At 69.2% G+C, this 17,611-nt stretch carries 21 protein-coding genes; all 21 read left to right on the forward strand.

Annotation, left to right across the window (positions count from 1 at the left end; genetic code table 11):
- Positions 1–20 precede the first annotated feature (20 nt).
- Positions 21–3,890 carry a DNA-directed RNA polymerase subunit beta' gene (locus KOV94_RS03505; protein WP_124343744.1) on the forward strand — a complete coding sequence of 1,290 codons (3,870 nt, stop codon included), beginning with the start codon at positions 21–23 and terminating at the stop codon, positions 3,888–3,890.
- Positions 3,891–4,371: 481 nt separating this feature from the next.
- The gene (gene rpsL / locus KOV94_RS03510) at positions 4,372–4,743 is read left to right on the forward strand and encodes a 30S ribosomal protein S12 (protein WP_013770160.1); all 372 of its coding nucleotides are present in this window, start codon (positions 4,372–4,374) and stop codon (positions 4,741–4,743) included.
- The gene (gene rpsG / locus KOV94_RS03515) at positions 4,743–5,213 is read left to right on the forward strand and encodes a 30S ribosomal protein S7 (protein ID WP_013770161.1); all 471 of its coding nucleotides are present in this window, start codon (positions 4,743–4,745) and stop codon (positions 5,211–5,213) included. Before rpsL ends, rpsG begins: the two co-directional genes overlap by 1 nt.
- 93 nt (positions 5,214–5,306) lie before the next feature.
- On the forward strand, positions 5,307–7,409 hold the full coding sequence (gene fusA, locus KOV94_RS03520) for an elongation factor G (protein ID WP_162352744.1): 2,103 nt from the start codon (positions 5,307–5,309) through the stop codon (positions 7,407–7,409).
- Positions 7,410–7,531: 122 nt separating this feature from the next.
- Entirely contained in the window at positions 7,532–8,725 is a 1,194-nt protein-coding gene (gene tuf / locus KOV94_RS03525) for an elongation factor Tu (RefSeq protein WP_013770163.1), read from the forward strand.
- Between the two features lie 166 nt (positions 8,726–8,891).
- Positions 8,892–9,725, forward strand: coding sequence for a cell wall-active antibiotics response protein (locus KOV94_RS03530; RefSeq protein ID WP_218051220.1), 834 nt, complete (start codon positions 8,892–8,894; stop codon positions 9,723–9,725).
- Positions 9,726–9,875: 150 nt separating this feature from the next.
- A complete protein-coding gene (locus tag KOV94_RS03535; protein WP_218051221.1) occupies positions 9,876–10,502 on the forward strand; it encodes a hypothetical protein in 627 nt (208 codons plus the stop codon).
- Positions 10,503–10,832: 330 nt separating this feature from the next.
- Positions 10,833–11,141, forward strand: a complete 309-nt coding sequence (gene rpsJ, locus KOV94_RS03540; RefSeq protein WP_013117879.1) for a 30S ribosomal protein S10 — start codon at positions 10,833–10,835, stop codon at positions 11,139–11,141.
- A 22-nt stretch (positions 11,142–11,163) separates the two neighbouring features.
- Entirely contained in the window at positions 11,164–11,823 is a 660-nt protein-coding gene (rplC, locus tag KOV94_RS03545; RefSeq protein WP_124342367.1) for a 50S ribosomal protein L3, read from the forward strand.
- A 5-nt stretch (positions 11,824–11,828) separates the two neighbouring features.
- Complete coding sequence (gene rplD, locus KOV94_RS03550; protein WP_124342368.1) at positions 11,829–12,518, forward strand: 50S ribosomal protein L4; 690 nt, start codon at positions 11,829–11,831, stop codon at positions 12,516–12,518.
- Positions 12,515–12,817, forward strand: a complete 303-nt coding sequence (gene rplW, locus KOV94_RS03555) for a 50S ribosomal protein L23 (RefSeq protein ID WP_124342369.1) — start codon at positions 12,515–12,517, stop codon at positions 12,815–12,817. Before rplD ends, rplW begins: the two co-directional genes overlap by 4 nt.
- Before the next feature lie 25 nt (positions 12,818–12,842).
- Entirely contained in the window at positions 12,843–13,679 is an 837-nt protein-coding gene (gene rplB / locus KOV94_RS03560; RefSeq protein WP_013770168.1) for a 50S ribosomal protein L2, read from the forward strand.
- A 12-nt stretch (positions 13,680–13,691) separates the two neighbouring features.
- Positions 13,692–13,973 (forward strand): 30S ribosomal protein S19, encoded by a 282-nt coding sequence (gene rpsS / locus KOV94_RS03565; protein WP_124342371.1) that lies wholly within the window; start codon positions 13,692–13,694, stop codon positions 13,971–13,973.
- 52 nt (positions 13,974–14,025) lie between these two features.
- The gene (gene rplV / locus KOV94_RS03570) at positions 14,026–14,394 is read left to right on the forward strand and encodes a 50S ribosomal protein L22 (RefSeq protein ID WP_124342372.1); all 369 of its coding nucleotides are present in this window, start codon (positions 14,026–14,028) and stop codon (positions 14,392–14,394) included.
- The gene (gene rpsC / locus KOV94_RS03575; RefSeq protein ID WP_168676978.1) at positions 14,394–15,233 is read left to right on the forward strand and encodes a 30S ribosomal protein S3; all 840 of its coding nucleotides are present in this window, start codon (positions 14,394–14,396) and stop codon (positions 15,231–15,233) included. Before rplV ends, rpsC begins: the two co-directional genes overlap by 1 nt.
- Before the next feature lie 3 nt (positions 15,234–15,236).
- Complete coding sequence (gene rplP, locus KOV94_RS03580; RefSeq protein ID WP_124342374.1) at positions 15,237–15,653, forward strand: 50S ribosomal protein L16; 417 nt, start codon at positions 15,237–15,239, stop codon at positions 15,651–15,653.
- Positions 15,653–15,892: a 50S ribosomal protein L29 gene (gene rpmC / locus KOV94_RS03585; protein ID WP_013882864.1), complete on the forward strand. Its 240-nt coding sequence runs from the start codon at positions 15,653–15,655 to the stop codon at positions 15,890–15,892. Before rplP ends, rpmC begins: the two co-directional genes overlap by 1 nt.
- 7 nt (positions 15,893–15,899) lie before the next feature.
- Positions 15,900–16,184: a 30S ribosomal protein S17 gene (gene rpsQ, locus KOV94_RS03590; RefSeq protein ID WP_013770174.1), complete on the forward strand. Its 285-nt coding sequence runs from the start codon at positions 15,900–15,902 to the stop codon at positions 16,182–16,184.
- Between the two features lie 147 nt (positions 16,185–16,331).
- A complete protein-coding gene (rplN, locus tag KOV94_RS03595; protein ID WP_034625870.1) occupies positions 16,332–16,700 on the forward strand; it encodes a 50S ribosomal protein L14 in 369 nt (122 codons plus the stop codon).
- Positions 16,701–16,702: 2 nt separating this feature from the next.
- Positions 16,703–17,044: a 50S ribosomal protein L24 gene (gene rplX, locus KOV94_RS03600; protein ID WP_124342375.1), complete on the forward strand. Its 342-nt coding sequence runs from the start codon at positions 16,703–16,705 to the stop codon at positions 17,042–17,044.
- Entirely contained in the window at positions 17,044–17,610 is a 567-nt protein-coding gene (rplE, locus tag KOV94_RS03605; protein ID WP_124342376.1) for a 50S ribosomal protein L5, read from the forward strand. Before rplX ends, rplE begins: the two co-directional genes overlap by 1 nt.
- Position 17,611 lies beyond the last annotated feature (1 nt).

Here is a 17,611-nt window from a genome sequence, read left to right on the forward strand (position 1 = left end):
AGCGAAGGAAGTAGGACCCCTTGCTCGACGTCAACGTCTTCGACGAGCTGCGCATCGGCCTGGCCACGGCCGACGACATCCGTGCGTGGTCGCACGGTGAGGTGAAGAAGCCCGAGACCATCAACTACCGGACCCTGAAGCCGGAGAAGGATGGCCTGTTCTGCGAGAAGATCTTCGGTCCCACCCGGGACTGGGAGTGCTACTGCGGCAAGTACAAGCGCGTCCGCTTCAAGGGCATCATCTGCGAGCGCTGCGGTGTCGAGGTCACGCGCTCCAAGGTGCGCCGTGAGCGCATGGGTCACATCGAGCTCGCCGCCCCGGTGACGCACATCTGGTTCTTCAAGGGTGTGCCGTCGCGTCTGGGCTACCTGCTCGACCTGGCGCCCAAGGACCTCGAGAAGGTCATCTACTTCGCGGCCTACATGATCACGTGGGTCGACGAGGAGGGCCGGCACGAGGACCTCCCGAACCTCCAGAACGAGATCGACCTGGAGAAGAAGGAGATCGCGGACCGCCGCGACAACGACATCAACGCCCGCGCGCTCAAGCTCGAGACCGACCTGGCCGAGCTCGAGGCCGAGGGCGGCAAGGCCGACGCGCGCCGCAAGGTCCGCGACTCGGCCGAGCGTGAGATGGCCCAGATCCGCAAGCGTGCGGACGCGGACCTCGAGCGTCTCGAGAACGTGTGGGACCGCTTCAAGAACCTCAAGGTCGCGGACCTCGAGGGCGACGAGCTGCTCTACCGCCAGCTGCAGGACCGCTACGGCAACTACTTCGAGGGCTCGATGGGCGCCGCGGCGATCCAGAAGCGTCTCGAGGCGTTCGACCTCGAGGCGGAGTCCGACAACCTGCGCGAGATCATCAAGACGGGCAAGGGCCAGCGCAAGACGCGTGCCCTCAAGCGTCTGAAGGTCGTCAACGCGTTCCTCACGACGAACAACTCGCCGACGGGCATGGTCCTCGACGCGGTCCCGGTCATCCCGCCGGACCTGCGCCCGATGGTCCAGCTCGACGGCGGCCGCTTCGCCACGTCGGACCTGAACGACCTGTACCGCCGCGTCATCAACCGGAACAACCGCCTCAAGCGGCTCCTGGACCTGGGCGCGCCGGAGATCATCGTCAACAACGAGAAGCGGATGCTCCAGGAGGCCGTGGACTCGCTGTTCGACAACGGCCGTCGCGGTCGCCCGGTCACGGGCCCCGGCAACCGTCCGCTGAAGTCGATCTCCGACATGCTCAAGGGCAAGCAGGGCCGGTTCCGCCAGAACCTGCTCGGCAAGCGCGTCGACTACTCGGGCCGTTCGGTCATCGTCGTCGGCCCGCAGCTCAAGCTGCACCAGTGCGGCCTGCCCAAGCAGATGGCGCTCGAGCTCTTCAAGCCGTTCGTCATGAAGCGGCTCGTGGACCTCAACCACGCGCAGAACATCAAGTCGGCCAAGCGCATGGTCGAGCGCGCCCGCCCGGTCGTGTGGGACGTGCTCGAGGAGGTCATCACCGAGCACCCGGTGCTGCTGAACCGTGCGCCCACGCTGCACCGTCTGGGCATCCAGGCGTTCGAGCCGCAGCTCGTCGAGGGCAAGGCGATCCACCTGCACCCGCTCGTCTGCGCTGCGTTCAACGCGGACTTCGACGGTGACCAGATGGCCGTCCACCTGCCCCTGAGCGCGGAGGCGCAGGCCGAGGCCCGCATCCTCATGCTCTCGAGCAACAACATCCTGAAGCCGTCGGACGGCCGTCCGGTGACCATGCCCTCGCAGGACATGATCATCGGCCTGTACCACCTGACGTCGGACCGGCTCGAGGGTGCGGAGGGCGCCGGCCGCGCGTTCAGCTCGGTCTCCGAGGCGATCATGGCGTTCGACCAGGGGACGCTCGACCTCAACGCGGTCGTGAAGATCCGGTTCGACGACCTGGTGCTGTCCGAGGACGACGCCCCCGAGGGCTGGTCCGAGGGCGACACGCTGCTGTTCGAGACGACGCTCGGCCGTGCGCTCTTCAACGAGCTGCTGCCGGTCGACTACCCGTACGAGAACGGCGTGGTCGACAAGAAGCGCCTCTCGGCGATCGTCAACGACCTCGCCGAGCGCTACCCGAAGGTCGCCGTCGCGGCGTCCCTCGACGCGCTCAAGGAGGCCGGCTTCCGCTGGGCGACGCGCTCCGGCGTGACGATCTCGATCTCCGACGTCGCGACCCCGGCCGCGAAGAAGGACATCCTCGAGGAGCACGAGGCGCGGGCCGCCAAGGTCCAGGGCCAGTACGACAAGGGTCTGATCACGGACGACGAGCGCCGTCAGGAGCTCATCGAGATCTGGACCCAGGCCACGGACAAGGTCGCCAAGGCGATGCAGGAGAACTTCCCTGCCCGCAACACGGTGTACCGCATGGTCGGCTCGGGTGCGCGTGGCAACTGGATGCAGGTCCGCCAGATCGCGGGCATGCGTGGTCTGGTCGCCAACCCGAAGGGCGAGATCATCCCGCGCCCGATCAAGGCGAACTACCGCGAGGGCCTGTCCGTCCTCGAGTACTTCATCGCGACGCACGGTGCCCGCAAGGGTCTGGCGGACACCGCTCTGCGGACCGCCGACTCGGGCTACCTGACGCGTCGTCTGGTGGACGTCTCGCAGGACGTCATCGTCCGCGAGGAGGACTGCGGCACCGAGCGTGGCCTGACGATGCCGATCGGCGTCCCGGGAACGGACGGGCTGCGTCGTCACGACAAGGTCGAGACGAGCGTCTACTCGCGCACGCTGGCGACGGACATCGAGGTCGACGGCGAGCTCATCGGCCACGCCGGTGACGACGTCGGCGACGTCCTCCTGGACCGCCTGCTCGAGTCGGGCGTCGACACGCTCAAGGTGCGCTCCGTGCTCACCTGCGAGTCGCGCGTCGGCACGTGCGCGAAGTGCTACGGCCGTTCGCTCGCGACGGGCAAGCTCGTCGACATCGGCGAGGCCGTCGGCATCATCGCGGCGCAGTCGATCGGTGAGCCCGGCACCCAGCTGACGATGCGGACGTTCCACACCGGTGGTGTGGCCTCGGCCGACGACATCACGCAGGGTCTGCCGCGTGTCCAGGAGCTCTTCGAGGCCCGCACCCCCAAGGGTGAGGCGCCCATCGCGGAGTTCTCGGGCCGCATCGCGATCGAGGAGGGTGACCGCTCGCGGCGCATCGTCCTCACGCCCGACGACGGCTCGGAGGAGATCGCCTACCCGATCACGAAGCGCTCGCGCCTGCTGGTGAACGACGGCGACCACGTCGCGGTCGGCACCCAGCTGGTCCAGGGCGCCGTCGACCCCAAGAAGGTGCTGCGCATCCTCGGCCCGCGTGCCACGCAGAAGCACCTGGTCGACGAGGTGCAGGAGGTCTACCGCTCCCAGGGCGTGGACATCCACGACAAGCACATCGAGGTCATCGTGCGGCAGATGCTGCGGCGCGTGACGGTCCTCGACTCCGGCACGACGGACCTGCTGCCCGGCGAGCTCGCCGAGCGCGGCCGGTTCGAGGACGCGAACCGCAAGGCCGTGTCCGAGGGTGGTCAGCCGGCGTCGGGTCGTCCCGAGCTCATGGGCATCACGAAGGCGTCGCTCGCGACGGACTCGTGGCTGTCGGCGGCCTCCTTCCAGGAGACGACGCGCGTCCTCACCGAGGCTGCGATGTCGGGTCGTTCCGACCCGCTCCTGGGCCTCAAGGAGAACGTCATCCTCGGCAAGCTCATCCCCGCCGGCACGGGCCTGCCCCGCTACCGGAACATCACGGTGGAGCCGACCGAGGAGGCGAAGGCCGAGCTGTACCCGACCTTCGGCTACGACGAGATCGACTTCCCCGCCCTGGGCCTCGGCTCGGGCGAGGCGATCCCGCTCGAGGACATCGACTTCGGCGACTTCCGCTGAGGTCCCAGCCTCTCCGACCCGAGGGGGTCCGCCGTCCGCGGCGGGCCCCCTCGGGCGTCCTCGGCCGCCGGCCGCGTCGTGCGGCGGGGGCGGGGGATCGCTCGGGATGAGCGCGCGCCGGTCCGCGGGTACCGTGGGCGGGTGAGCGCCGTCTCTTTGACGCTCCCGTGGGGGCCCAGGTAACGTAGGACACCGTGCCCGCGCCGTCGGGCCCTCATGCGTGCACTCGGACGTGCCCTCGCTGACGCGGGGGAGCGGGTCGGGAGCACCGGGTGGTTCCCCCTCCACCGCGTCACCTCCGTCACGGAACACCGGACGGGGAGCGCCGCGGAAGGCCGGGGCGACACGCCCGGGCGCGGGGGTCGGTGCGGGACTCGAGACCAGGGACGTAGTCGCGCGACGGGCGACGACCCCCGCACTTGCCGGCCGTCCAGGGTGACGGGTCCGGTCGACCAGAGCTCATCCAACAGACGGAGACGTAGTGCCTACGATCCAGCAGCTGGTCCGCAAGGGCCGGCAGGCGAAGACGAACAAGTCGAAGACGCCCGCCCTCAAGGGCTCCCCCCAGCGACGCGGTGTGTGCACCCGCGTCTACACCACGACCCCGAAGAAGCCGAACTCGGCCCTCCGCAAGGTGGCCCGCGTCCGTCTCTCGAGCCAGGTCGAGGTCACCGCGTACATCCCCGGTGTCGGCCACAACCTGCAGGAGCACTCGATCGTGCTCGTCCGCGGCGGCCGTGTGAAGGACCTCCCGGGTGTCCGGTACAAGATCGTCCGTGGTGCCCTCGACACGCAGGGCGTCAAGAACCGCAAGCAGGCGCGTAGCCGCTACGGCGCGAAGAAGGTGGGCTGATGCCTCGTAAGGGTCCGGCCCCGAAGCGGCCGCTGATCTCCGACCCGGTCTACGGGTCGCCGGTCGTCACGCAGCTGATCAACAAGGTCCTCCTCGACGGCAAGAAGTCCGTCGCGGAGTCGATCGTCTACGGCGCGCTCGAGGGCGTGCGCGAGAAGACGCAGGGCGACCCGGTCGTCGTGCTCAAGCGCGCGCTCGACAACGTGCGCCCCTCGCTCGAGGTCCGCTCGCGCCGCGTCGGCGGTGCCACGTACCAGGTCCCGGTCGAGGTGCGCCCCGTGCGCCAGACGACCCTGGCCCTGCGCTGGCTCACCGACTACTCGCGCGCCCGCCGCGAGAAGACGATGACCGAGCGCCTCATGAACGAGATCCTCGACGCCTCGAACGGCCTCGGTGCCGCGGTCAAGCGCCGCGAGGACATGCACAAGATGGCCGAGTCGAACAAGGCCTTCGCGCACTACCGCTGGTAATCCCAGCCGGTCGCCGCGCCCCGTCCGTGCTGCTCAGCATGCGCGGGCGGGGCGGCGGCACCACCACAAGCCAACCGACAAGGGGCAACTCACGTGGCACTGGACGTGCTCACGGACCTGACGAAGGTCCGCAACATCGGCATCATGGCGCACATCGATGCCGGCAAGACCACCACCACCGAGCGGATCCTGTTCTACACCGGGGTCAACTACAAGATCGGTGAGACGCACGACGGTGCGTCGACGATGGACTGGATGGAGCAGGAGCAGGAGCGCGGCATCACGATCACGTCCGCCGCGACGACCTGCTACTGGAAGAACAACCAGATCAACATCATCGACACGCCCGGCCACGTGGACTTCACGGTCGAGGTCGAGCGCTCGCTGCGCGTCCTCGACGGCGCGGTCGCCGTGTTCGACGGCAAGGAGGGCGTCGAGCCCCAGTCGGAGACGGTCTGGCGCCAGGCGGACAAGTACGACGTCCCCCGCATCTGCTTCGTCAACAAGATGGACAAGCTCGGCGCGGACTTCTACTTCACGGTGAAGACGATCGTCGACCGCCTCAAGGCGAAGCCGCTCGTCATCCAGCTGCCCATCGGCTCCGAGAACGACTTCATCGGTGTCGTGGACCTCGTCGAGATGCGCGCCCTGGTGTGGCGCGGCGAGACGGCCCTCGGCGAGAAGTACGAGATCGAGGAGATCCCGGCCGACCTGCAGGAGAAGGCGGAGGAGTACCGCGCCGCGCTCCTCGAGTCCGTCGCCGAGACCGACGACGAGCTGCTCGAGAAGTTCCTCGGTGGCGAGGAGCTCACGGTCGCCGAGATCAAGGCCGGCATCCGCAAGCTCACCGTCGCCTCGGAGGCCTACCCGGTCCTCTGCGGCTCGGCGTTCAAGAACAAGGGCGTCCAGCCCATGCTCGACGCCGTCATCGACTACCTTCCGACGCCGCTCGACGTGCCGGCCGTCCAGGGCCACGACGCCAAGGACGCCGAGATCGTCATCGAGCGTCACCCGGACGCGACGGAGCCGTTCTCGGCCCTCGCGTTCAAGGTCGCCGCGCACCCGTTCTTCGGCAAGCTGACCTACGTCCGCGTGTACTCGGGCAAGGTCTCGCAGGGCGCCCAGGTGCTCAACTCGACCAAGGGCAAGAAGGAGCGCATCGGGAAGCTCTTCCAGATGCACTCCAACAAGGAGAACCCGGTCGAGGACGCGACCGCGGGCCACATCTACGCCTTCATCGGCCTCAAGGACGTCACCACCGGTGACACCCTGACGGACCCGTCGGCGCCCGTGGTCCTCGAGTCGATGACCTTCCCGGAGCCCGTCATCGACGTGGCGATCGAGCCGAAGACGAAGGGTGACCAGGAGAAGCTCTCCACGGCCATCCAGAAGCTCGCCGAGGAGGACCCGACCTTCCGGGTCAAGCTCGACGAGGAGACCGGCCAGACCGTCATCGGCGGTATGGGCGAGCTCCACCTCGACATCCTCGTCGACCGCATGCGTCGCGAGTTCAAGGTCGAGGCGAACGTCGGCAAGCCGCAGGTCGCGTACCGCGAGACGATCCGTCGCTCGGTCGAGAAGATCGACTACACGCACAAGAAGCAGACCGGTGGCTCGGGCCAGTACGCGAAGGTCCAGATGACCTTCGAGCCGCTGGACCCCGCCGAGGGCGAGCTGTACGAGTTCGAGAACAAGGTCACCGGTGGCCGCATCCCGCGCGAGTACATCCCGTCGGTCGACGCGGGCATCCAGAGCGCGATGCAGCTCGGCGTCCTCGCGGGCTTCCCGCTCGTGGGCGTCAAGGCGATCCTGCTCGACGGCGCGTCGCACGACGTCGACTCCTCGGAGATGGCGTTCAAGATCGCCGGCTCGATGATCCTCAAGGAAGCGGTCCGCAAGGCCGACCCGGTCCTCCTGGAGCCGGTCATGGCCGTCGAGGTCCGCACCCCCGAGGACTACATGGGTGACGTCATCGGCGACATCAACTCGCGCCGCGGCATGATCCAGTCCATGGAGGACGCGACGGGCGTGAAGGTGATCCGCGCCCAGGTTCCTCTCTCCGAGATGTTCGGGTACGTCGGTGACCTGCGGTCGAAGACCCAGGGTCGCGCGGTGTACTCGATGCAGTTCGACAGCTACGCCGAGGTTCCTCGGAACGTTGCCGACGAGATCATCAAGAAGACCCGGGGCGAGTAGTCCCACAGGTCGAACCCTGTAGTTCCATCACACAAACCGACCCGTAGGACCGCACGCCTCGCGTCTACCCTCCCGGTAGCCGCAGACGGGCACTCTCTACCAAGTCCTGAGGAGGACACCCAGTGGGCAAGGCGAAGTTCGAGCGGACCAAGCCGCACGTCAACATCGGGACCATCGGTCACGTCGACCACGGCAAGACGACGCTGACCGCCGCGATCTCGAAGGTGCTGCACGACAAGTACCCGGACCTGAACCCCTTCACGCCGTTCGACGAGATCGACAAGGCGCCGGAGGAGAAGCAGCGCGGTATCACGATCAACATCGCGCACGTCGAGTACCAGACGGAGAAGCGCCACTACGCGCACGTCGACGCGCCGGGTCACGCCGACTACATCAAGAACATGATCACGGGTGCGGCGCAGATGGACGGCGCCATCCTCGTGGTCGCCGCGACGGACGGCCCGATGGCCCAGACGCGTGAGCACGTCCTGCTCGCCCGTCAGGTCGGCGTGCCCTACCTGCTCGTGGCCCTGAACAAGTCCGACGTCGTCGACGACGAGGAGATCCTCGAGCTCGTCGAGGTCGAGGTGCGCGAGCTCCTCTCCTCGCAGGGCTTCGCGGGCGACGACGTGCCGGTCGTGCGCGTCTCCGGCCTCAAGGCCCTCGAGGGCGACCCGGTCTGGGTCAAGTCCGTCGAGGACCTGCTGGACGCCGTCGACGAGAACGTCCCGGACCCGGTCCGTGACATCGACAAGCCGTTCCTCATGCCGATCGAGGACGTCTTCACGATCACCGGTCGTGGCACCGTCGTCACCGGCCGTGTCGAGCGCGGTCAGCTCAAGGTGAACGAGGAGGTGGAGATCGTCGGTATCAAGGAGAAGGCGATCAAGACCACGGTCACCGGCGTCGAGATGTTCCGCAAGCTGCTCGACTACGCCGAGGCCGGCGAGAACGTCGGTCTGCTCCTGCGCGGCACGAAGCGCGAGGAGGTCGAGCGCGGCCAGGTCGTCGTGAAGCCGGGTTCGATCACCCCGCACACCGAGTTCGAGGGCCAGGTCTACATCCTGGCCAAGGACGAGGGTGGCCGTCACAACCCGTTCTACGGCAACTACCGTCCGCAGTTCTACTTCCGGACGACGGACGTCACCGGTGTCATCACGCTGCCCGAGGGCACCGAGATGGTCATGCCCGGTGACAACACCGAGATCCACGTGAACCTCATCCAGCCCATCGCCATGGAGGAGGGCCTCGGCTTCGCCATCCGCGAGGGTGGCCGCACCGTCGGCTCGGGCCGGGTCACGAAGATCCTCAAGTGATCACCGCCCTTCGGGGCTAGATCGCTGAACGCAGGGCCCGGGAGCTTCGGCTCCCGGGCCCTGCGTCGTCCCACCGGCCGGCGCGCGGGCAGGTGGCCGACCGTTCCGTCGAAGCCGCGCCGATCCCGGCGCGCGGGCCGGGCGGTGGCTCGGTACGGTCGCCGCCATGCGTTCGGACAGCGACCGACCCCAGCCGGACCGGCAGCAGCCGCTCGACGACCGTGCGCGCTCGCACGGTGCGGTGGACGCGTCCGACGGTCGTCCTGCGGGCAGCCGCTCGGCCGTCCCGCTCCGCACGTGGCTGCTGGTCGGCGCCGTGCTCGTCGTCGGGGCGCTCGTCCTGGTGGTGACGCAGGGCCCGCTCGGCTTCGGCCCGTGGCCGTGGGGAGGGCCCGGTGGCGGCCCGGACGCCGACCGCAGCGTCGCGCGGGCGCGAGGCGGCGCGGAGTCCGCGCGACTCGTCGTGACGGGCGACGTGTCGACGCTCACCGTGCGGGCGGACGCGCCGCGCTCCGACCTCGTCGTCGTGGAGCCGGCGGGGGCGGACCGGCCCGCGACGGTCGACGGCCCGGACGACGCCCCCGTGGTGACCCTGGGCGGTGGGGCGGTCGTGGTCCGGGTCGCCGCCGACGTCCGCTGGGAGGTCGAGGTGCGCAGCGGCGCGTCGCGCGTCACGGCGGACCTCGCGGCCACGGACGTCGACGGGGTGGTGCTGGCGGCTGGCGCCGACGTCGTCGAGCTGACCCTTCCCGCTCCCGACGGCCGGGTCGTCGTGGACCAGCGCGCGGGCGCGGGGAGCCTGGTCGTGCACGTGCCGCAGGACGTCGGCGTGCGCGCGCTCGTCACGTCGGGTGCCGGCTCGGCGACGGTCGACGGCCAGACGACGGACGGCCTCGGCGCGGGCGCCGAGGTCAGCACCGTCGGGTTCGACCCGGGCGCGCCGCACTACGAGGTGCGCGTCGGCGGAGGTGTGGGCTCGCTGACGGTCGAACGGCGCTGACCCGGCGCGGACGCCTGCCGACCCGGCGTGGACGACCGCTGACCCGGCGTGGACGACCGCTGACCCGGCGCGGACGACCGCGTCGGCCGGGCGGGTGGTGTGCGTCCGGGCACCGCCCGTGCGCGTCCCCGTCGACCTAGGCTCGCGCGCATGACCCTCCCGCCCGCGGTGCGCCGGCTCACCGACGTCGCGACGGACGCGGCGCGCGCCGTCGTGGCGGACCGGGTCGCGCCGTCGCTCCCCGTCGGTCACCCGTGGCGGTCGTGGTCGGGCCTCGACGCGGGCGGACCGCGACCGTGGCCGTCCGCGATGACGTCGCCGGCGTGCCTCGTGTCGGTCGCCGCCGCCGTCGGGCCGGCCCTCGACGTCTTCGCCGGCGTCGCCGCGGCGGCCGGGCTGCGGGTCGAGCGGACCGCCGGAGCGGGCGGCGTCCCGGTGTGCACGGTGCGTGGGCCGCGTGCGTCGGTGGGTGGCGTCCTCGGGGAGGTCGCGCTGGCCGCCGTGGTCGCGGCCGAGCTGCCCGTGCCGTTCGTGGCGACGGCGGTGCACGTGCGGGGACACGCGGTCGACGGGTCCACGTGCGTCCTGCGCGTCGAGGTCGAGGACCACGACGCGGAGCGGGACGGCTTCCGCCGGCGGCTCGTCGACGTGCTCGAGCGCTTCGTCGAGGCGTCGGCGGCCCACGGCGTGCGGGTCGAGGTGTCGCCGTGGGAGGACCGGCGTCCGCCGACGGTCGTGCACGTCGGCCGGCGCCCCCGGGGACCGGTCCCGCGCTGACGTCGAGCGCCGGGAGCCCGGCGTGCCGCGTGGTCGCGGTGCGGTTGTGGGGGAGCGCACAGGACAGCGGGATTGGAGTATCGGGCGTCCGTCTGGCAGACTAGTCAAGTTGCCCGCTGGGGGTGGTGTGCCTACGTGCGCCCGACCGGCTGGGCAGGAAGACGTGGAGAGCGTCCGGACCCCGGGGTCACCCGGCGGTGGACGCTCGACTACAACCACCGACCTTCGTGCCGGGAACGGTACGCAGCGCAGAGGCCTGTCGCCTGAAGCGACACGCCCGAGTGCGGGGGTCGGACGGACCGGTTCGAAGAGAGAGAAGTAGACGACGCCATGGCGGGACAGAAGATCCGCATCCGGCTCAAGTCCTACGACCACGAGGTCATCGACAGCTCGGCGCGCAAGATCGTCGACACGGTGACTCGCGCTGGTGCGTCGGTCGTGGGTCCGGTGCCGCTGCCGACGGAGAAGAACGTCTTCTGCGTCATCCGGTCGCCCCACAAGTACAAGGACAGCCGCGAGCACTTCGAGATGCGCACGCACAAGCGGCTCATCGACATCATCGACCCCACGCCGAAGGCCGTCGACTCGCTCATGCGTCTCGACCTGCCTGCGGACGTGAACATCGAGATCAAGCTCTGACGCTGGGAAGGAACTGATCTTCATGGTTACCCAGCAGAACGCGCGCCCCGTCACGGCGCTGCTCGGCACCAAGCTCGGCATGACGCAGCTCTGGGACGACAACGGTCGTCTCGTGCCCGTCACCGTGGTTGCGGTCGGCACCAACGTCGTGACGCAGGTCCGCTCCGCTGAGACCGACGGTTACGCCGCTGTGCAGCTCGCCTTCGGCGAGGTCAAGCCGACCAAGGTCACCAAGCCGCTCAAGGGCCACTTCGAGAAGGCCGGCGTGACGCCGCGCCGGCACGTGGCCGAGATCCGCACGTCGGACGCCGCCGAGTTCACGCTCGGCCAGGAGCTCACCGCCGCCCTCTTCGAGGCCGGCCAGCTCGTCGACGTCGTCGGGACGACCAAGGGCAAGGGCACCGCCGGTGTCATGAAGCGCCACGGCTTCGCCGGCGTGAGCGCGTCCCACGGTTCGCACCGCAACCACCGCAAGCCCGGCTCGATCGGTGGCGCGTCGACGCCGTCGCGCGTGTTCAAGGGCCTGCGCATGGCCGGTCGGATGGGCAACGCCCGTCAGACCACCCAGAACCTGACCGTGCACGCGGTCGACGCCGAGCGGGGCCTCCTGCTCGTCAAGGGTGCCGTCCCCGGCCCCAAGGGTGGCGTCGTCGTCGTGCGTTCCGCTGTGAAGGGTGCGTGACCTCCATGAGCGACACGCTGACGGTCGACGTCCTCGACCCGCAGGGCAAGAAGGCCGGCACGGCCGACCTGCCCGCGGACGTCTTCGACGTGCAGACCAACGTCCCGCTGATCCACCAGGTCGTCGTCGCGCAGCTCGCGGCGGCTCGCCAGGGCACGCACGACACCAAGTCGCGCGGCGAGGTCCGTGGTGGCGGCAAGAAGCCGTACAAGCAGAAGGGCACCGGTCGCGCCCGCCAGGGTTCGACGCGTGCTCCGCAGTTCGCCGGTGGTGGCGTCGTCCACGGCCCCACGCCGCGTGACTACAGCCAGCGCACCCCGAAGAAGATGAAGGCCGCGGCGCTCCGCGGTGCTCTCTCGGACCGCGCCCGCGCCGGCCGCGTGCACGTCGTCTCGGGCTTCGCCCCGGGCACGGCGCCGTCGACGAAGTCCGCTCTCGCCGTCCTCGACAACCTGTCGGGCCGCAAGAACGTGCTGGTCGTCGTCGAGCGTCAGGACGAGATCACGTGGAAGTCGCTGCGGAACGTCGAGCGGGTGCACCTGCTGGTCGCGGACCAGCTCAACACCTACGACGTGCTGATCTCTGACGACGTCGTGTTCACGCAGGGCGCTCTCGACGCGTTCCTGGCCGGCCCCGCCAAGGGTGCCAAGGCCGTGGCGAGCGAGTCCGAGGCCGCCGAGGAGGAGACCAAGTGACCACCGTCGGCAAGGACCCCCGCGACATCCTGATCGCGCCGGTCGTGTCCGAGAAGAGCTACGGCCTTCTGGACGAGGGGAAGTACACCTTCCTCGTCGACCCGCGCGCCAACAAGACCGAGATCAAGATCGCCGTCGAGCAGGTGTTCGGCGTGAAGGTCGACTCGGTCAACACCGCGAACCGTCAGGGCAAGGCCCGTCGGACCCGGTTCGGCATCGGCCGCCGCAAGGACACGAAGCGTGCGATCGTCACCCTCCGCGAGGGCACGATCGACATCTTCGGCGGACCGGTCGGCTGAGCGGCCCGGAAGGATCTGAGGACTCATGGGAATCCGTAAGTACAAGCCGACGACGCCGGGCCGCCGTGGCTCGTCGGTCGCCGACTTCGTCGAGATCACGCGCTCCACGCCGGAGAAGTCGCTGGTCCGCCCGCTGCACAAGACGGGTGGCCGCAACTCCACCGGTCGTGTGACCACGCGCCACCAGGGTGGCGGTCACAAGCGTGCGTACCGCGTCATCGACTTCCGTCGTCACGACAAGGACGGCGTGCCGGCCAAGGTCGCTCACATCGAGTACGACCCCAACCGCACCGCCCGCATCGCACTCCTGCACTACGCGGACGGCGAGAAGCGCTACATCATCGCGCCGAACAAGCTGTCGCAGGGTGACGTCATCGAGAACGGCCCTGGCGCCGACATCAAGCCCGGCAACAACCTGCCGCTGCGCAACATCCCGACCGGTACGGTCATCCACGCCATCGAGCTGCGGCCCGGCGGCGGTGCGAAGATCGCGCGCTCGGCCGGTGCGTCCGTGCAGCTCGTCGCGAAGGACGGCCCGTACGCGCAGCTGCGCATGCCGTCCGGCGAGATCCGCAACGTCGACCTGCGCTGCCGCGCCACGGTCGGCGAGGTCGGCAACGCCGAGCAGTCGAACATCAACTGGGGCAAGGCCGGCCGCATGCGGTGGAAGGGCAAGCGCCCCACCGTCCGTGGTGTCGCCATGAACCCGATCGACCACCCGCACGGTGGTGGTGAGGGCAAGACCTCCGGTGGTCGCCACCCGGTGAGCCCCTGGGGCCAGCCCGAGGGTCGTACCCGCCGTCCGAACAAGCCGAGCGACAAGCTCATCGTGCGCCGTCGGCGCACCGGCAAGAAGCGCTGATAGGAGCCCGAGATGCCTCGCAGCCTCAAGAAGGGCCCGTTCGTCGACGGCCACCTCCAGAAGAAGGTCGACGCTCAGAACGAGGCCGGAAGCAAGAACGTCATCAAGACGTGGTCCCGCCGTTCGGTCATCACCCCGGACTTCCTGGGTCACACGTTCGCGGTGCACGACGGGCGCAAGCACGCGCCGGTCTTCGTCACGGAGTCGATGGTCGGGCACAAGCTCGGCGAGTTCGCCCCGACGCGCACGTTCCGCGGCCACGAGAAGGACGACCGGAAGGGCCGTCGCCGCTGACCTCGGTCAGCTGGTGACGCCCTGACGGCAGAGACAAGAAGGCAGGACAGCAATGGAAGCCAAGGCGAAGGCGCGGTTCGTCCGCGTCACGCCCCAGAAGGCCCGGCGCGTCGTGGACCTCATCCGTGGCAAGCAGGCCGGCGAGGCCGTGGCGGTGCTGAAGTTCGCGCCGCAGGCGGCCGCGGAGCCCGTCCTCAAGACGGTGCAGTCGGCGATCGCGAACGCGGTCGAGGGGGCGAAGCGCAACAGCGAGCGGCTCGACGAGGCGAACCTCTACGTCTCCGAGGTGTTCGTCGACGAGGGCCCGACGCTCAAGCGGTTCCGTCCGCGGGCGCAGGGTCGTGCCAGCCAGATCCTCAAGCGCACGAGCCACATCACCGTGGTCGTCGCTGAGCGCGAGACGAAGGGACGGACCCGATAGTGGGACAGAAGGTCAACCCGCTCGGGTACCGCCTGGGCATCACGACGGACCACCGGTCGCGCTGGTTCGCCGACTCGACGAAGCCGGGTCAGCGCTACCGCGACTACGTCCGCGAGGACGTGCAGATCCGCAAGCTCATGAGCACGGGTCTCGAGCGCGCCGGCATCGCGAAGGTCGAGATCGAGCGCACGCGTGACCGCGTCCGCGTCGACATCCACACCGCCCGCCCGGGCATCGTCATCGGGCGTCGTGGCGCGGAGGCCGACCGCATCCGCGGCGAGCTCGAGAAGCTCACGGGCAAGCAGGTCCAGCTCAACATCCTCGAGGTCAAGAACGCCGAGATCGAGGCCCAGCTGGTCGCCCAGGGCATCGCCGAGCAGCTCGCGAGCCGTGTCTCGTTCCGCCGCGCGATGCGCAAGGGCATCCAGTCGGCGCAGCGCGCCGGCGCCAAGGGGATCCGCGTGCAGGTCTCCGGCCGCCTCGGCGGCGCGGAGATGAGCCGCACGGAGTTCTACCGCGAGGGTCGTGTGCCGCTGCACACGCTCCGCGCGAACATCGACTACGGCTTCTTCGAGGCCCGCACGACCTTCGGCCGCATCGGCGTGAAGGTCTGGGTCTACAAGGGCGACGTCACCGAGAAGGAGTTCGCCCGCGAGCAGGCGACCCAGGCCCCGCGCCCGGCCCGTGGCCCGCGCGGTGACCGTGGCGAGCGTGGCGACCGCGGCCCCCGTGGCGGCGGCCGTCGCGAGCAGCGCACCTCGGACGCCCCTGTCGAGGCCCCCGCGACCGAGGCCGCTCCCGCGGCGGAGACCTCGGCTGAGACCGGAACGGAGGCCTGAGCCGTGCTCATCCCGCGCCGACTCAAGCACCGCAAGCAGCACCACCCCGGCCGCTCCGGCGCGTCGACCGGTGGCACCAAGATCTCGTTCGGCGAGTACGGCATCCAGGCTCTCGAGCCCGCCTACGTCACGAACCGGCAGATCGAGGCTGCGCGTATCGCCATGACCCGCCACATCAAGCGTGGTGGGAAGGTCTGGATCAACATCTACCCGGACCGTCCCCTCACGAAGAAGCCCGCCGAGACCCGCATGGGTTCCGGCAAGGGCTCGCCCGAGTGGTGGATCGCCAACGTCAAGCCCGGCCGAGTGATGTTCGAGCTCGCCGGCGTCCCGGAGCCGCTGGCTCGTGAGGCCATGCGCCGCGCCCAGCACAAGCTCCCGATGAAGACCCGTTTCGTGGTTCGCGAGGGTGGTAACTGATGGCTATCGGAACCAAGGACCTGGCTCCCACGGAGCTGGACGCCTTCGACGACGAGAAGCTGGTCGCCGAGCTGAAGAAGGCCAAGGAGGAGCTCTTCAACCTCCGCTTCCAGTCCGCGACCGGTCAGCTCGAGAGCCACGGCCGTCTGAAGGCCGTCCGCCGCGACATCGCCCGGATCTACACGATCCTGCGCGAGCGCGAGCTCGGCATCCGTACCGCTCCGACCGCGAGCGAGTGAGGGCAGCATGAACGAGAAGAGCACCACCGCCACGGCGGAGCACCGCGCGTACCGCAAGACGCGCCGCGGCTACGTCGTGAGCGACAAGATGGACAAGACCGTCGTGGTCGAGGTCGAGGACCGGGTCAAGCACCCGCTCTACGGCAAGGTCATCCGGCGGACCAGCAAGGTCAAGGCGCACGACGAGCAGGGCTCGGCGGGCATCGGTGACCTCGTCCTGATCATGGAGACCCGCCCGCTGTCCGCGACCAAGCGGTGGCGTCTGGTGGAGATCCTCGAGAAGGCCAAGTAAGACCCGCACCACCCAAGTTGCCCACGGGCGGCGGGGGTGAGCCCGTCAGGGAGCACCCCCGCCGCGACGTGTGCATCACGGCAACTACGTCAGGCCAGGCTCGGCGGCCAGATCGACCGAGAACCCGCCGGACGACAGGAGTAGGTAATGATCCAGCAGGAGTCGCGACTGCGTGTCGCCGACAACACGGGTGCCAAGGAGATCCTCTGCATCCGCGTTCTCGGTGGTTCCGGCCGTCGCTACGCAGGCATCGGTGACGTCATCGTCGCCACCGTCAAGGACGCCATCCCCGGCGGCAACGTCAAGAAGGGCGACGTCGTCAAGGCGGTCATCGTGCGCACCCGCAAGGAGCGCCGCCGTCCGGACGGCTCGTACATCAAGTTCGACGAGAACGCCGCCGTGATCCTCAAGAACGACGGGGAGCCCCGTGGGACGCGCATCTTCGGCCCCGTGGGCCGCGAGCTGCGCGACAAGAAGTTCATGAAGATCATCTCGCTGGCGCCGGAGGTGCTCTGACCATGGCGAAGATCAAGAAGGGCGACCTCGTCCTCGTCATCTCGGGGCGCGACAAGGGCAAGCAGGGCCGCGTGCTCGAGGTGCTCACCGAGACGCAGCGCGTCGTCGTCGAGGGCGTGCAGCGCGTGCAGAAGCACGTCAAGGCCGGCCAGACGCAGCGTGGCACCCGCACGGGTGGCATCGAGACCGTCGAGGCCCCCATCCACATCAGCAACGTGATGCTCGTCGACCCGGAGACCAAGAAGGGCACCCGGGTGGGCTACCGCACCGAGCAGGTCGAGCGTGACGGCCGCACGCGGAACGTCCGTGTCCGCGTCGCCAAGCGTTCCGGTAAGGACATCTGATGACCGAGATCACCGCTCCGGCCCAGCCGCGTCTGAAGACCCGCTACGCCGAGGAGATCAAGCCGGCGCTCAACACGCAGTTCGCGTACGAGAACATCAACCAGGTCCCGCGCCTGGTGAAGGTCGTCGTGAACATGGGTGTCGGCGACGCCGCCAAGGACTCCAAGCTCATCGAGGGCGCGATCCGCGACCTGACCCAGATCACGGGCCAGAAGCCGCAGGTCACCAAGGCCCGCAAGTCCATCGCGCAGTTCAAGCTGCGCGAGGGCATGCCGATCGGCGCGCACGTCACGCTGCGCGGCGACCGTGCCTGGGAGTTCCTGGACCGCCTGCTCTCGACGGCGCTTCCCCGTATCCGTGACTTCCGCGGCCTGTCGGCGACGCAGTTCGACGGCAACGGCAACTACACCTTCGGTCTCACGGAGCAGTCGATGTTCCACGAGATCGACCAGGACCGGATCGACCGTGTCCGCGGCATGGACATCACGATCGTCACGACGGCGAACAACGACGACGAGGGTCGCGCCTTCCTCAAGCTCCTCGGCTTCCCGTTCAAGGAGAACTGAC

The sequence above is a fragment of the Cellulomonas algicola genome (assembly GCF_019024305.1).
Classification (GTDB): Bacteria; Actinomycetota; Actinomycetes; order Actinomycetales; family Cellulomonadaceae; genus Cellulomonas; species Cellulomonas algicola.